Source organism: Frigoribacterium sp. VKM Ac-2836 (assembly GCF_013248995.1).
Taxonomy (GTDB): Bacteria; Actinomycetota; Actinomycetes; order Actinomycetales; family Microbacteriaceae; genus Frigoribacterium.
In genome coordinates this window covers 1,081,859-1,094,373 of the sequence record NZ_JABRPK010000002.1, presented here as the reverse complement: position 1 = coordinate 1,094,373, position 12,515 = coordinate 1,081,859, and the positions used below count along the sequence as shown (strand labels likewise).

13 protein-coding genes are annotated in these 12,515 nt (G+C 71.2%); 7 read left to right on the top strand and 6 right to left on the bottom strand.

Features of this window, described 5'->3' with window-relative positions; all coding sequences use genetic code 11:
- Positions 1 to 22: 22 nt before the first annotated feature.
- Positions 23 to 940, bottom strand: coding sequence for an oxygenase MpaB family protein (locus tag HRF36_RS11505; protein WP_173209862.1), 918 nt, complete (start codon positions 938 to 940; stop codon positions 23 to 25).
- Between the two features lie 169 nt (positions 941 to 1,109).
- Here HRF36_RS11505 and HRF36_RS11500 point away from each other — a divergent pair, with 169 nt between their 5' ends.
- The 6 genes from HRF36_RS11500 (at position 1,110) to HRF36_RS11475 (ending at position 5,726) form a co-directional block, all read left to right on the top strand.
- Positions 1,110 to 1,397 (top strand): hypothetical protein, encoded by a 288-nt coding sequence (locus tag HRF36_RS11500; protein ID WP_173209861.1) that lies wholly within the window; start codon positions 1,110 to 1,112, stop codon positions 1,395 to 1,397.
- A 71-nt stretch (positions 1,398 to 1,468) separates the two neighbouring features.
- Positions 1,469 to 2,098, top strand: coding sequence for a hypothetical protein (locus HRF36_RS11495; protein WP_173209860.1), 630 nt, complete (start codon positions 1,469 to 1,471; stop codon positions 2,096 to 2,098).
- Between the two features lie 230 nt (positions 2,099 to 2,328).
- On the top strand, positions 2,329 to 2,952 hold the full coding sequence (locus HRF36_RS11490) for a hypothetical protein (protein ID WP_173209858.1): 624 nt from the start codon (positions 2,329 to 2,331) through the stop codon (positions 2,950 to 2,952).
- On the top strand, positions 2,949 to 3,992 hold the full coding sequence (locus HRF36_RS11485) for a peptidoglycan-binding protein (RefSeq protein WP_173209856.1): 1,044 nt from the start codon (positions 2,949 to 2,951) through the stop codon (positions 3,990 to 3,992). The genes HRF36_RS11490 and HRF36_RS11485 overlap by 4 nt, the downstream gene beginning before the upstream one ends.
- Complete coding sequence (locus HRF36_RS11480; protein ID WP_371740128.1) at positions 3,961 to 4,668, top strand: ABC transporter ATP-binding protein; 708 nt, start codon at positions 3,961 to 3,963, stop codon at positions 4,666 to 4,668. Before HRF36_RS11485 ends, HRF36_RS11480 begins: the two co-directional genes overlap by 32 nt.
- On the top strand, positions 4,665 to 5,726 hold the full coding sequence (locus HRF36_RS11475; protein WP_173209854.1) for a hypothetical protein: 1,062 nt from the start codon (positions 4,665 to 4,667) through the stop codon (positions 5,724 to 5,726). The genes HRF36_RS11480 and HRF36_RS11475 overlap by 4 nt, the downstream gene beginning before the upstream one ends.
- Before the next feature lie 100 nt (positions 5,727 to 5,826).
- On the opposite strand, the gene HRF36_RS11470 is transcribed toward HRF36_RS11475, so the two are convergent.
- On the bottom strand, positions 5,827 to 6,645 hold the full coding sequence (locus tag HRF36_RS11470) for an SDR family oxidoreductase (protein WP_371740127.1): 819 nt from the start codon (positions 6,643 to 6,645) through the stop codon (positions 5,827 to 5,829).
- A gap of 123 nt (positions 6,646 to 6,768) precedes the next feature.
- On the opposite strand from HRF36_RS11470, the gene HRF36_RS11465 reads away from it, so the two are divergent.
- A complete protein-coding gene (locus tag HRF36_RS11465; RefSeq protein WP_173209852.1) occupies positions 6,769 to 8,451 on the top strand; it encodes a long-chain-fatty-acid--CoA ligase in 1,683 nt (560 codons plus the stop codon).
- A 91-nt stretch (positions 8,452 to 8,542) separates the two neighbouring features.
- Here HRF36_RS11465 and HRF36_RS11460 read toward each other — a convergent pair whose 3' ends face one another.
- The 4 genes from HRF36_RS11460 to HRF36_RS11445 form a co-directional block, all read right to left on the bottom strand.
- The gene (locus HRF36_RS11460; RefSeq protein WP_173209850.1) at positions 8,543 to 8,998 is read right to left on the bottom strand and encodes an SRPBCC family protein; all 456 of its coding nucleotides are present in this window, start codon (positions 8,996 to 8,998) and stop codon (positions 8,543 to 8,545) included.
- A gap of 52 nt (positions 8,999 to 9,050) precedes the next feature.
- Entirely contained in the window at positions 9,051 to 10,514 is a 1,464-nt protein-coding gene (locus HRF36_RS11455) for an NAD(P)/FAD-dependent oxidoreductase (RefSeq protein WP_173209848.1), read from the bottom strand.
- On the bottom strand, positions 10,511 to 11,521 hold the full coding sequence (locus HRF36_RS11450) for an SDR family oxidoreductase (RefSeq protein ID WP_173209846.1): 1,011 nt from the start codon (positions 11,519 to 11,521) through the stop codon (positions 10,511 to 10,513). The genes HRF36_RS11455 and HRF36_RS11450 overlap by 4 nt, the downstream gene beginning before the upstream one ends.
- An 88-nt stretch (positions 11,522 to 11,609) precedes the next feature.
- Positions 11,610 to 12,440 carry a hypothetical protein gene (locus HRF36_RS11445; RefSeq protein WP_371740126.1) on the bottom strand — a complete coding sequence of 277 codons (831 nt, stop codon included), beginning with the start codon at positions 12,438 to 12,440 and terminating at the stop codon, positions 11,610 to 11,612.
- Positions 12,441 to 12,515: the final 75 nt, after the last annotated feature.

Below are 12,515 nucleotides of genomic sequence, written 5' to 3'. Positions count from 1 at the left end.
CGGAGCGGTGCCGGGCGACGGCTCAGCCGGCCGTCCAGCCGATGCGCTCGAGGCGCGCCAGGGCGTGTCCCTCGGCTACGGGTCGCTTGCCGAGGACTCCCCCGACGCCGGCGAGCATGGCCTGGGCCGGTGCCCGGGTCGGCAGGGCGATCGGCCCGACGTGCGGTGCGCGCAGCCCGAGCAGCTCGCGGAAGCGCGGTTGGAGCGTGCCGACCGCGCCGTTGAAGAGGACCGGGTAGCCGACCTTGAGCGCGGGGAAGAGGGGCGGACGCTTGATGAACTTGACGACGTCGTCGGTGCGGGCCGTGCGTTCGAGCACGCCGCGTCGGTCGAAGTCCATCAACTGCTCCTGCATCTCGGCGACGGATCGAGGTGGGTTCGGCACGCCCATCAGCTCGCCTGCGGTCGCCCATTCGCGGACGTACGCGTCGGGCCCGCCGGGGACGGGCTCGCGACCCCATTCGAGGTAGGCGGCCAGGAACGAATCCGCGAACGCCATGTGCACCCAGCTGAGCAGGTCGGGGTCGTTGGCGGCGTAGTCGTGGCTCACGCCGTTGCGGTCGTCGTAGCTGCCGACCACCTTCGTGTGGAGGCGCGACACCCAGTTCGACGCGTGGGTCGCGGCCTCGCGACTGCCGTACGAGACCGTGTAGATCCAGCGGATCGTGCCGGCCAGACGGCCGAGCGGGTCCTCGCGGAAACGCGAGTGGTCGTGCACACCGGCGAGGGCCCCGGGATGCAACGCCTGGACGAGCAAGGCGCGCACCCCCGCCGGGATCGTCGACATGGCGCCGTGCACGGCCCACACCGCCGAACCCGGCAGGAAGAACCCCTCGTCGTCGCCCTTCTCGAGATCGGTGACCCACTCGGGCGTGCCCGTGTACTGCCCGTTGAAGGTGTACTGCAGACGGGCGCGGAGCGGTTCGGTCAGAGCGGGCATGCCTCGATCATGCGCCGCCGAAGCTGGGTGCTCCCACCAGCCCCACGGACACCCCGCGAGGTCGTCGCGTCGCGAGGTCGTCACGTACGATGCTTGACATTCGTGTGAGCAACATGAAGTATTGGTTGAGTCACCCGGCCTGGATGACGAACGAGTCAAAGGAGACTCCATGGAGATCACACGACGCCGATCTCTCGGCACCATCGTCCTCGCCGGCGCTCTCGCCTTCGGCGGCGCCCTCGCCGCGAGCGTCCCGGCCCAGGCCGCCGGGTCCGGCACAGCGTCCGTATCCCCCGTCCAGGCCAGAGCCTCCACGACGACATCCGGCGGAACTCAGGGTCGTTCGTACGCGCAGCACGGATGCGCGTCGTCCTTGTCGGGCTGGGCCTCGGCGAGCACGTGGGCGAAAGCGAGCTGCGGCCTGAGTTCCGGTCAGGCCTGGTACCAGTTCCGCTGATCGGCTCCGGGAGGGCGGGCCCGGACGCCCGCCCTCCCCTCACCCACCTGCCATCCGGATCGAGAGGTCTCATGTCGCGCACACGAGCGCTCAGCGCCATCTTCATCGCCACCCTGCTCCTCACCGGTTGTTCGACGACGTCGAGTACCTACGACGACGGAAAGTCCGACGAGAAAATGGCGGGAAGTCTGATCGAGATGTTCGAACGCCAGCTGCAGCAAGAACAGGACCCGTTCGTCATCGAGGCCCTGAAACGTGCCGTCACGACGGGCAGCATCCCTCAAGCTGACTACGACGCCGCCTTCGACCTCTACACACGGTGCATGAAGGACGTCGGCTATGCCGACGAAGAGTATGCCCGCAACAAGAACGGCACGATGAGGATCACCCCACCCAACGGCCTCTCGACTCGAGACGAGGTCGAAAAGTACATGGAGGCGGGCAAGGAGTGCTCAGCGCAGCTGGCACCCATCGAGTCGCTGTTCTCCGTCCAGCAGAGCAACCCGGACCTCATCGCCGATCCCCTCACCGTGGCCACGCGCTGTCTGGCCGAGCTCGGTGTCACGGAAGAGGGCTATGACGAGGCAGCACTGAAGTCCGACCTCGAGAGCGACGAGCCGTTCCCGTTCGACGCGGACTCACCCGAGGCCCAGGACTGCTTCACCCGGGTCGGCTTCGCCGTCGGGTCCGGGCAGAGGTGAGGCACACGCCGCCCTCGCTCGACCGACGGTCCACCGCGACGGTCAACGTGCGAAACGAGAAGTATCGGTCGGGTCATCCGGCCTGGACGACGAACGAGCACGTTGGCCTACGCCAGCTGCGGGTCGCATCACGGCTCGGCTCGCGCGCTCTTCCGCTGAGCCGGTGCGGCGAGCCGATGGGGCTCGCCGCATCCTCACATCCCCCGGCCCTCACGAATCGACAGTCGACAATGCGCAGCCTTGCCCCTTCCCTCATCATCATCGGCCTCCTCGTCACGACGACAGCCTGCACGGCCGAACCCACCCCCTCGACGGACACCGATCTCGAGAAGGTCGCCGGAAGCCTCACCGAGCTCTTCGAGCAACAGCTCGAGCACGAATCCGACCCCTTCGTCATCGACGTCCTCGAACGAGCGATCGAGTCCGGATCGATCACGCAGAGCGATTACGACGCCGCACACGCGATGTATGACCGCTGCATGTCGGACCTCGGCCACGAGTTGAACTACGAGCGGCGCAAGAACGGGACCCTGGCCGAGACAGGTCCGTTCCCCGACTCCCAAGACGAGCTGGACGCCTTCAGCGACGATGCGGAAGGTTGCGCCGGACAGCTCGCCCCCATCGAGAGCCTCTTCACCATTCAGAACGGCAATCCCGAGCTCCTGGCCGACCCGGAGACACAGGTCGTGAGGTGTCTCGCCGACAGGGGACTCACACCCGACTCCTACGACGAGGACGCCTTTCGATCCGACCTCGACGAACTCGCAGAATCCCCCTTCCCCTTCGACGTGAACTCACCCGAGGCGCAGGAATGCTTCGAGAACGCAGGTCTCGGCATCCAGGTCGAACCGTGAGACGATCCCGGGCCGTCCTCGCCGTCGCAGCGGTGTGCGCCGTCGCGCTCCTCGCAGCCGGGGTCTGCCTCGCGGTCGGACTGGCATCCGTCGAACCTCCCTCGGTGCTCGCCACCGCGACGCCGGGCGACACGGCGCCGGCGACGCCCAGCACGTTCGACGACAGCCGGAAGGTGCAGGTCTCGTTCGTCAGCGGCGACCCCGCCACCGTCACGAGCCCGGTCGGCGGAGTCCTCACGCGACGGCCCTGCACCCCCGGGGGCAGCCTCGACTCGGGCACGGTCGTGGCCCACGTCGACGAACGCCCGCTGCTCGGCCTGAACACGAACGTGCCGCTCTACCGCGATCTCCAGCTCGGCGACCGCGGCGCCGACGTCCGCGCCCTTCAAGACGAATTGACGAGACTCGGACGCTCCGTCGGCAGCGACGGCCGTCTCGGCCCCGGCACGGCCCGCGCCGTGGCGGCATTGCTGAAAGAAGTCGGCATCACCCGCCCTGACGGGTCCCTCGTCCTCCCCCTCGACGAGATCGTCCGCCTCCCCCGCGTCTCGACCCCCGTCATGAAGTGCGCAGACCTCGGCTCGACCCTCGAACCAGGCGACGAGCTCGCCTCGGCACCCGCCGCCGTCACCGCCGTGCGGCTGTCGTCGATTCCGAGAGACCTCGCCCCGGGGGCGAGGGACCTGACCGTGCTCGGGGTGACGGGAGCCATGACCGACGGGTCCTCCAGCACCGAACCCGCCTTCCTGGCGACCCTCGCCGGCGCCGAGGGCTTCACCGAACTCGTGGCCGCCGAGGACGACGCCGTCCCCGCCACCCTGGTGCTGCACGACCCGATCCCGGTGCTCCAGGTCCCCGCCGCGGCCGTCCGCACCGGCGACGACCCCGGCACCGGCTGCCTCGCCCTGCCGGGCAGCACCGTCCCGGTCGACGTCGTCGGCTCGACCCTCGGCGCCTCGCTCGTCCGGCTGCCCGAGGGCACCGAGCCACCGACGGAGGTGAGCCTCCGTGTCGACGACCGCCGCGCCTCCTGCGGGTGATGCCACCCCGCGACCGGCGGTCACCGCCCACGGGATCGCCCTGCGACACGGGCAGGGCCCCGAGTTGTTCCGCGACCTCAGCTTCCACCTCGACCCCGGCGAGGTCGTCGCCGTCTGCGGCCCCTCGGGTTGCGGCAAGTCGTCGCTGCTGTCCGTGCTGGCGGGCACTCTCGCTCCCACCGCCGGCACCATCGACCTGACCCGCGTCGCCCGCACCGGCTGGGTGTTCCAGAACCCCTGGGGCGTCCCCGGGCGCAGCACCCTCGACCACGTCGTCTTCCCGTTGCTGACCGACGGCTCGCGACGACGCGACGTCGAACCCGTCGCCCGCCACACCCTCGACCGATTCGGCCTGCTGCCGCTCGCGGACCGACCGTTCGCCCACCTGTCCGGCGGCGAGGCACAACGGTTGATGCTCGCCCGGGCCGTCGCCACCCGACCCGACCTGTTGCTCGTCGACGAGCCCACCGCACAGCTCGACCGACGATCCGCCGCGACGGTCAACGCCCGCCTGCGCGCCGCGGCCCACGACGGAGCGACGGTCGTCGTCGCCACCCACGACCCTCAGACCCGTGAGTCCTGCACCCGGGTGATCGAGCTCGGTCCCACGGACCGTGCCACCGGAATCGATCCCGACACCGAGCCGGCACCGCACGCCGTCGAGACGACCCCGTGAGACTCTCGAGCGTGCTGAGCGAGGCCGGCCGCGACATCCGCTCCGGCACCACCCGCTTCGCGACCTTCGCCGTGCTGCTCGCCGCCACCACCGGCATCGCCGGCGCCGCGGACGTCGGCACCGTAGCGTCCCTGACCCGCGACGCCTCCGCCTACGTCGCCTCGGGCGCCGCGACCCGCACCGCCGCTCTGGAAGGCGGCATCGACGGCGCCGCCTGCGACGCCCTCGCCGGGCACGGCGACGTCCTCGCCGCCGGGGCCCTCCGCCCGGGACCCGGCCTCGCGCTCACCGCCCTGCCCGGAGCCACGCTGTCGACCTTCGAGGTCACCCCTGGTCTGGCGGCCCTGATCGCCGACTCCGACGGGCGCGCCGGCGCCTGGCTCTCCCCCACGCTCGCCGATCGCCTCGGAGCCGCCGCAGGTGACGAGCTCGGCACACCGCAGGGCCCGCTGCCCGTCGCGGGGGTCTTCGTGCACCCGGAGGACGGCCGCGACAGCCGCCTCTCGTCCGCCGTGCTGCTGCCCGGCGACGCGTCACGCCCGTTCGACGAGTGCTGGGCCCGTGCCTGGCCGCAGGGCGGCAGCACCGACGACCTCCTGAGGTCCACGACATCGTCGTCGGCCGGTCCGACGGCACCCCTGTCGCTCGGCCAGCTCAATGCGTCGCTCGGGTCGATCTTCGACACCGACGCCGTCGGCGAGCGCCTCACCCGCTGGGCCCCCGCCGTCGCCGCCGTGACGGCCGCCGTGCTCGGCATCGTGTCCGTCCGTCGCCGACGGCTCGAATTCAGCGGGGCCCGTCAGGCCGGTCAGAGCCGGACGGCGCAGCTCGCCGTGGTGGTCGTCGAGACCGCGGCCTGGGCCGTCTGCGGGGCCGTCGTCGCCTCGGGACTGACGGCACTCACCCTGCTGCTCGATGCGGGCTCCCTCGTCGACTCCCCCGCGCACCTCCTCACGGCGGCACCACTGGCCGCCGCTGCCGGAGCGGTCCTCGCCGCCGCCCTGACCACGGCCACGATCCGCCGCCGCGATCTCGTCCGATGGTTCAAGGACCGGTGAGCCGCGAGACGGCCCGCGGAGGTGTCCCAGCGGACGCACGCCGCGCCTCCTGCGTCCCGGCAAGGGGGCAGGAGGCGCGGCGTGCGTGACAGGGCGAGTGTCAGTTCCCGTGGGCCTCGACCGAGACGGGCTGCCATTCGTTCCACGTCTCGAGGCGCGACTCGTAGTCCTTCGTGGCGATCTCGAGCGGCGCCTTGCCGAAGAAGATGCGCAGCGGCGGCTCGTCGGCGTCGACGACCTTCAGAATGGCCGAGCGGGTGGCCGTCGGGTCTCCCGGGTCGGCGGCCGAGGGGCGCTTCGACGCGGCTTCTCGCACCTCGGCGTAGGCCTCGAGCTCGTCGCTGCGCGAGGCGGAGGGGCCCGACCAGTCGGTCGAGAAGCCGCCGGGCTCGACGAGCGTCACCTTGATGCCGAACCCCGCGACCTCCTGCGCCAGCGACTGGCTGAACCCCTCGAGGGCCCACTTCGAGGCGTGGTAGATGCCGACGGTCGGGAAGGCACTGATCCCGCCGATGCTCGAGACCTGGACGATGTGGCCCGAGCCTTGCTCGCGCATGATCGGCAGCGCGGCCTGCGACACCCAGAGGGCGCCGAACAGGTTCGTCTCGAGCTGGGCGCGGGCCTCGTCCTCGGTGATCTCCTCGATCATGCCGAAGTGGCCGAAGCCGGCGTTGTTCACGACGACGTCCAGGCGGCCGAAGTGCTCCGCCGCCTGGTGCACCGCGGCGACGTCGGCCGCACGGTCGTTCACGTCGAGCTGGATGGGCAAGAAGGAGTCGCCGTACGCGTCCACGAGGGGCGTGACGTCGTCGATCTTCCGTGCGGTGCCCGCGACCTTGTCTCCGCGTTCGAGGGCCGCCTCGGCCCACTCGCGGCCGAAGCCCTTGGATGCACCGGTGATGAACCAGACCTTGCTCACGATGTGTCGTTCCTCTCCTCGTGATGTCGAGCACCATGCTGCGCCGCGCCTCCTCGTCCGCGGTCAGGTTGCCAGCCGGCACCGAGCCGACGGGGTACGCCCGGCGGTCGATAGAGTGGCCCGGTGACCACCGACAGCGCTCGTCCCTGGCTCGACTCCTACGCACCCGGCGTGCCGCACGACCTCGAACCGGTCGACGGCTCGCTGCTCGACCTGGTCGAGGCCTCCGCGGCGCGCTACCCGAGGGCGGTGGCGCTCGAGTTCTTCGGGGCTAAGACGACCTACTCCGAGCTCGTCGACCAGATCTCGCGGGCCGCCGAGGGACTGCGCAGGCTCGGCGTGGGGCACGGCGACACGGTCGCGATCGTGCTGCCGAACGGCCCGCAGCACGTCGTCGCGTTCTACGCGGTGCTGCGTCTCGGGGCGATCGTCGTCGAGCACAACCCGCTCTACACGCCGCGCGAGCTGCGGCACCAGTTCGAGGACCACGGTGCCAAGGTCGCCATCGCGTGGAACAAGGTCGTCGACACCATCCAGGCCTTCCCCGATGACGTCGCCGTCGAGCACCTCGTCTCGGTCGACGTCACCCGGGCCATGCCGTTCGCCACCCGTGCCGCCCTGGCCCTGCCGATCAAGAAAGCCCGCCAGTCACGCGAACGCCTGACGACCACCGTGTCGGGCACCACCCCCTGGGAGAAGATCGTCGGCTCGTCCCGCATCAAGGCGAAGCACCCCCGGCCGGCCACAGGCGACCTCGCGGTCATCCAATACACGAGCGGCACGACGGGAGCACCCAAGGGTGCCCAGCTGACGCACCACAACCTGCTCTCGAACGCCGCCCAGGCGCAGGCCTGGGTACCGACCATCGAGCGGGGCACCTGCGTCGTCTACGCCGTGCTGCCGATGTTCCACGCCTACGGCCTGACGCTCTGCCTCACCTTCGCCATGAGCATGGGGGCCCGCCTCGTGCTCTTCCCGGCTTTCGACCCGGCACTGGTGCTCAAGGTGATGAAGAAGCACCCGCCGACCTTCTTGCCCGCGGTGCCCCCGATCTACGCCCGCCTGCAGAAGGCAGCGCTCGACGCCGGTGTGTCGTTGAAGGGCGTGGACGTCGCCATCTCGGGCGCCATGCCCCTCTCGGCCGACGTGGTCGAACCGTGGGAGGCCGAGTCCGGCGGCTGGTTGGTCGAAGGCTACGGCCTGTCCGAGTGCTCACCGGTGCTCATGGCCAACCCGGTCGGGCCGACGCGCCGGGCCGGCACGGTCGGACTGCCCCTGCCGGGCACCGAGGTGCGGGTCGTCGACCCCGAGAACCCCACGGTCGACGTGCCGGCCGGCGAACGCGGCGAGCTGATCGTCCGGGGCCCACAGGTGTTCAGCGGGTACTACCGCAAGCCGAAGGAGTCGGGCGAGGTCTTCGTCGACGGCGACTGGTTCCGCACCGGCGACATCGTCACGATCGACGACGACGGCTTCGTGCGCGTCGTCGATCGCATCAAAGAGCTGATCATCACCGGCGGGTTCAACGTCTCGCCGTCCGAGGTCGAAGAGGTGCTGACCCGTTTCGAGGGCGTGGCCGAGGCAGCGGTCGTCGGGTTGCCGACGCCCGGCGGCGAGCAGGTCGCCGCCGCGATCGTCACGAAGCCGGGTGTCCACGTGGACGTCGCAGCCCTGCGCTCGTTCGCCCGCAAGCACCTCACGCCCTACAAGGTGCCGCGGCGCATCGTCGTCGTCGACGACCTGCCCCGGTCGCTCATCGGCAAGGTGTTGCGACGCAAGGTGCGCGACTCACTCGCCGAGCGCTGAGACGGCACCCGCACCTCCTCGGCCATGAGGCGGTCGGAGATCGGTCGTCGCGACGCGGTCGGGCCCTGAAGGCCCGGTCAGGAGGCGCGGGTCAACTGGGCGAGACGCGATCGATCACACGTCCCTCGGCCAGCCAGGCCAGACGCTGCAGCGCCTCTTTGTTGCGCCAGTGCAACGGCGGGTCCATCAGCGGTCTCGGCACGAGGCGGCCGGGGCCGGCCACGGCGTACTCGGTCATCGTGACGAAGCAACCGCCCATGCGATTGCGGACGTCGATCTCGACCCGGGCCTCGCCCATCGGCCACCCCTTGGCGTGGAACACGGCGCGGACGGGAGGGTCCCACTCGAGGATCGTCGTCACGTCGTCGATGACGAGGGGCCAGACGCCGAACGAGTGGTGGATGGTGGCCTCGACGCTCGGCCAGGTGAGGTCGACCTCGCGGATGCGTGCCGAGCCGACGACCCAGCTCGGAAAGAGCCAGCCGTCGCCCAGCACGTCGAAGACGTCGTGGGGAGAGGCCTCGATGAAGCGGTGAGTGGTACTCATGGAGAGATCCTCGCAGTGATGGGGACGGGATGTGCGTCGGTCGTGACGGCGGTCAGGCGTCGAGACCGAGGTAGGGCAGCCGGTCGATGCCGAACTCGTGCCTGAGGGCACTGCGGGCGGCGTAGGCCCCTCCGAGACCGTGGACCGAGGGGCCGGGCGGGGTCGAGGACGAACAGAGGTAGAGGCCGGGCGTCGGTGTGCGCCAGGGCTCTCGCGACAGGACCGGTCGCGCCGCGAGCTGCCAGACGCTCGGCGCCCCCGACGCGATGTCGCCCCCGATGTAGTTCGGGTCGTGCCGCTCGAGCTCGACGGCCGAACGACTGTGCGTCGCCAGGATCGTGTCGCGGAACCCCGGGGCGAAACGCTCGATGCCCGCGATGACCGTCTCGGTCTGGTCGACCGTCGAGCCGCGGGGCACGTGCGTGTAGGCCCACAGCGACTGCTGCCCCTCGGGCGCCCGCGTGCCGTCGACGACACCGGCCTGCGCGACCAGCACGTAGGGTGTGCGGGCGTGTCGGCCGGACGCGACGTCGTGCTCGCCCGAGGCGATCTCGGCGCGCGTCCCCCCGAGGTGCAGGGTCGGGCTGCGCCGCGCCTCCTCGTTCGCCCAGGGCACCGGCCCCGACAACGCGAAATCGACCTTGGCGGCCGCGTTGCCGTACCGGAAGCGGCGGAGGGCACGCTCGTACCGGTCGGGCAGACGGCTGCCCGCGATGTCGGCCAGGGCCCGCGCGCTGGTGTCGAAGATCGTGGCCCTAGCCGTGGGCAGCTCGTCGATCGAGGTGACGTCCACACCCGTCGTGATCGTGCCTCCGTGGGCCCGGACGTCGTCGGCCATGGCGTCGACGATCGACTGGCTCCCCCCGGTCGGCACCGGCCAGCCCCGAGCGTGTGCGTGGACGGCCAGGACGAGCCCCGCGGCCGACGTGGACAGGCTGGGCATCGGCCGGATGGCGTGTGCCATCACCCCGGCGAGCATGGCGGGGGCCTCGTCACCCGAGAACCCGGCGTTCCACCAGGGGCCGCTCTGCGAGAGAGCGGACAGTCCGAACCGGGCGAGGGTCACCGGATCGTCCGGCATGCGGACGAGCTCGCGCATCGTGAACCTCGACATGCGGGGTTCACGCTCGACGAGACCTCTCAGGAGTCGCGTCCATGCGGCTCCGTCGCTGCCGAGCCCCTCGGCCGTCCGGTCGAGGTCACGATAGGCGATGCCCGCCCGTCCGCCGTCGAGCGGGTGCGCGTACGAGACCTCGGGCACCGTCAGCTCGATGCGGCGGTCGAGCTGGAAGCGTTGGAAGAAACCCGAGGCGAGGGCCATGGGGTGCACGGCAGAGCAGATGTCGTGGCGGAATCCCGGCAGGGTCGCCTCTTGCGTCCTCGCGCCGCCACCGATGGTGTCGGCGCGTTCGAGGACCTCGACGCGCAGGCCCGCCCGGGCGAGCACGACGGCCGCCGCGAGCCCGTTCGGGCCCGCACCGATGACGACGGCGTCGACCTCGGGGGAGGCGCTCATGCGCGACGCCCCCGGCTCACCCGGCCCACGACGGCGGCGGCGGTGGCCGCTGAGGCCCCGAGCACGGCACCCACGGTCAGACCACGGTGACGGGTGTACCAGACCTGGGGGCTCGTGCTGCGGGCTCGGTCGCTGAAGATGCCGCGCGCGCCCTGGTCGCCGGCCGTGGGCTCGTAGAGGTTGTCGGGCAGCATGGGCTCGCTCTTGTCGGGCGCCTGCTGACCCGAGTACCCGCTCTTGGCGAGGTAGACGTCGAGGAAGTTCGCGACGAACCGGTTGCCGAGCACCGTCATGACGGTGGGTTCCCCGAGCCAGGTGCGACGACGTGGCCTGTCGGCGACGTCGGCGATGGCGTGCGCCCCGACCTCGGGCTCGAAGATGGGCGGTACCGGTTGGGGGTGGTCGGGCAGGGTGGACCTCACCCAGTTGAACTGGATCGTGTTGAGCGCCGGCATGTCGACCGTGCTGATGCGCACCGAGCTCTTGTTGTGGATCAGCTCGGTGGTGACCGACTCGGTGAAGCCCTGGACGGCGTGTTTCGCGCCGCAGTACGAGGCCTGCAGCGGGATGCCACGGTGCGCGAGGGCCGACCCGACCTGGATCACGTGACCGCGGTCGCGAGGCACCATGCGGGACAGCGCCGCCCGGGTGCCGTTGACGAAGCCGAAGTAGTTGACGGCCGTCGCCCGCTCGAAGTCGTCCGGATCGGTCTCGAGGAACTCGCCGAACACGCCGACCATGGCGTCGTTGACCCACAGGTCGATGGGACCGAGCTCGGCCTCGACCCGGTCGGCGGCCGACTCGACCTGGCTCCGATCGGCCACGTCGGTGGGGATGCCCACCGCTCGACGCCCGGCGGCCTCGACGTCGCGGACGGCACCGTCCAGGCCGTCCTGGCCACGTGCTAGCACCGCGACGTCCCACCCCCGTGCGGCGAGCTCTCGGACGGTGGCTCGACCGAGGCCGGCTGATCCTCCGGTGACGACGGCGACTCTGGTGCTGGTCATGGTGCTCCCTCGGGCCTGACGGCGGGTGGTGGGCGGACCCTCGACGGTAGTCCGCGTCGAGGGGGCCGTCCCGGGTCGCACCCAGGTGTCAGATGTCGAAGCCCCCGCCGAAGTCGCCTCCACCGAAATCGCCGAAGCCTCCGCCGAAGTCGCCACCCCCGTCGGCCCCGAAGTCTCCACCGCCGTCGCTGGCCGTCTCGGTGCCGGCGTCCGCACCACCGTCTGCTCCCCCGTCGCCTTCGGTGCCCTGGTCGGCGCCGGCGTCCTCGCCCGCGCCTCCGTCGGCGGTCGCCCCCGCGTCAGGCAGGAACGCACTCATCAGGGTCGACCCGATGACGTAACCGGCGACCGTGCCGAGGATCGACCCGCCGATGATCGAGCCCATGCCGGGGCCCTGACGGACGGGCTGGCCGGTCGGCCCGACCTGCTGCTGGCCGGTCGCACCGCCGCCGAGCGTGCGCTCGAGGGTGCCCGGCCGACGCAGTTCGGAGCGGGTCGCCGCCTGGGCGAGCGAGCCGGCGTCGTCGCCGCGGGGTGCCTCGCCGGGGCTCGACTCGGCCGTCAGCTGGTCGAAGACGAGACGGCGTTGCTCCGGGCTGAGCTTCGCGAACGCCTCGGCGTGCACCTGCTCGATCGTCTCGGGCGGGGCGGTCTTGAGCAGGTAGCGATAGCGCTCGACCGCGATCTCGTCCTCGCTGCGGGCCGGACCACCGGCAGGGGTGGCGGACGAGGTCTGGACCGGTGCCTGCTGGCCGTACCCCTGCTGGCCGAACCCCTGCTGCGGCGCGGCGGGCTGCTCGTAGCTCTGCTGCCCGTACCGGTAGCCCTGTGGGGCGGAGGGCTGCTGAGGCTGGCCCTGCTGCGGCTCACGGCCGAGGAGGCGGTCGAGGAATCCCATGGTGGTGTCCTGTCGGGTCATGTGCTCGGTGTCGCGCGCGGGGCGCGACGTCGGTCTGCCCACCACGCTACGGACCGGTCCGGTCCCCCACCTGGA

What these genes read in the sequence shown, in the direction of transcription:
- HRF36_RS11505 (WP_173209862.1), bottom strand. Translation starts at nt 940, where the DNA reads ATGCCCGCTCTGACCGAACCGCTCCGCGCCCGTCTGCAGTACACCTTC.
- HRF36_RS11500 (WP_173209861.1), top strand. Translation starts at nt 1,110, where the DNA reads ATGGAGATCACACGACGCCGATCTCTCGGCACCATCGTCCTCGCCGGC.
- HRF36_RS11495 (WP_173209860.1), top strand. Translation starts at nt 1,469, where the DNA reads ATGTCGCGCACACGAGCGCTCAGCGCCATCTTCATCGCCACCCTGCTC.
- HRF36_RS11490 (WP_173209858.1), top strand. Translation starts at nt 2,329, where the DNA reads ATGCGCAGCCTTGCCCCTTCCCTCATCATCATCGGCCTCCTCGTCACG.
- HRF36_RS11460 (WP_173209850.1), bottom strand. Translation starts at nt 8,998, where the DNA reads ATGAGTACCACTCACCGCTTCATCGAGGCCTCTCCCCACGACGTCTTC.
- HRF36_RS11455 (WP_173209848.1), bottom strand. Translation starts at nt 10,514, where the DNA reads ATGAGCGCCTCCCCCGAGGTCGACGCCGTCGTCATCGGTGCGGGCCCG.
- HRF36_RS11450 (WP_173209846.1), bottom strand. Translation starts at nt 11,521, where the DNA reads ATGACCAGCACCAGAGTCGCCGTCGTCACCGGAGGATCAGCCGGCCTC.
- HRF36_RS11445 (WP_371740126.1), bottom strand. Translation starts at nt 12,440, where the DNA reads ATGACCCGACAGGACACCACCATGGGATTCCTCGACCGCCTCCTCGGC.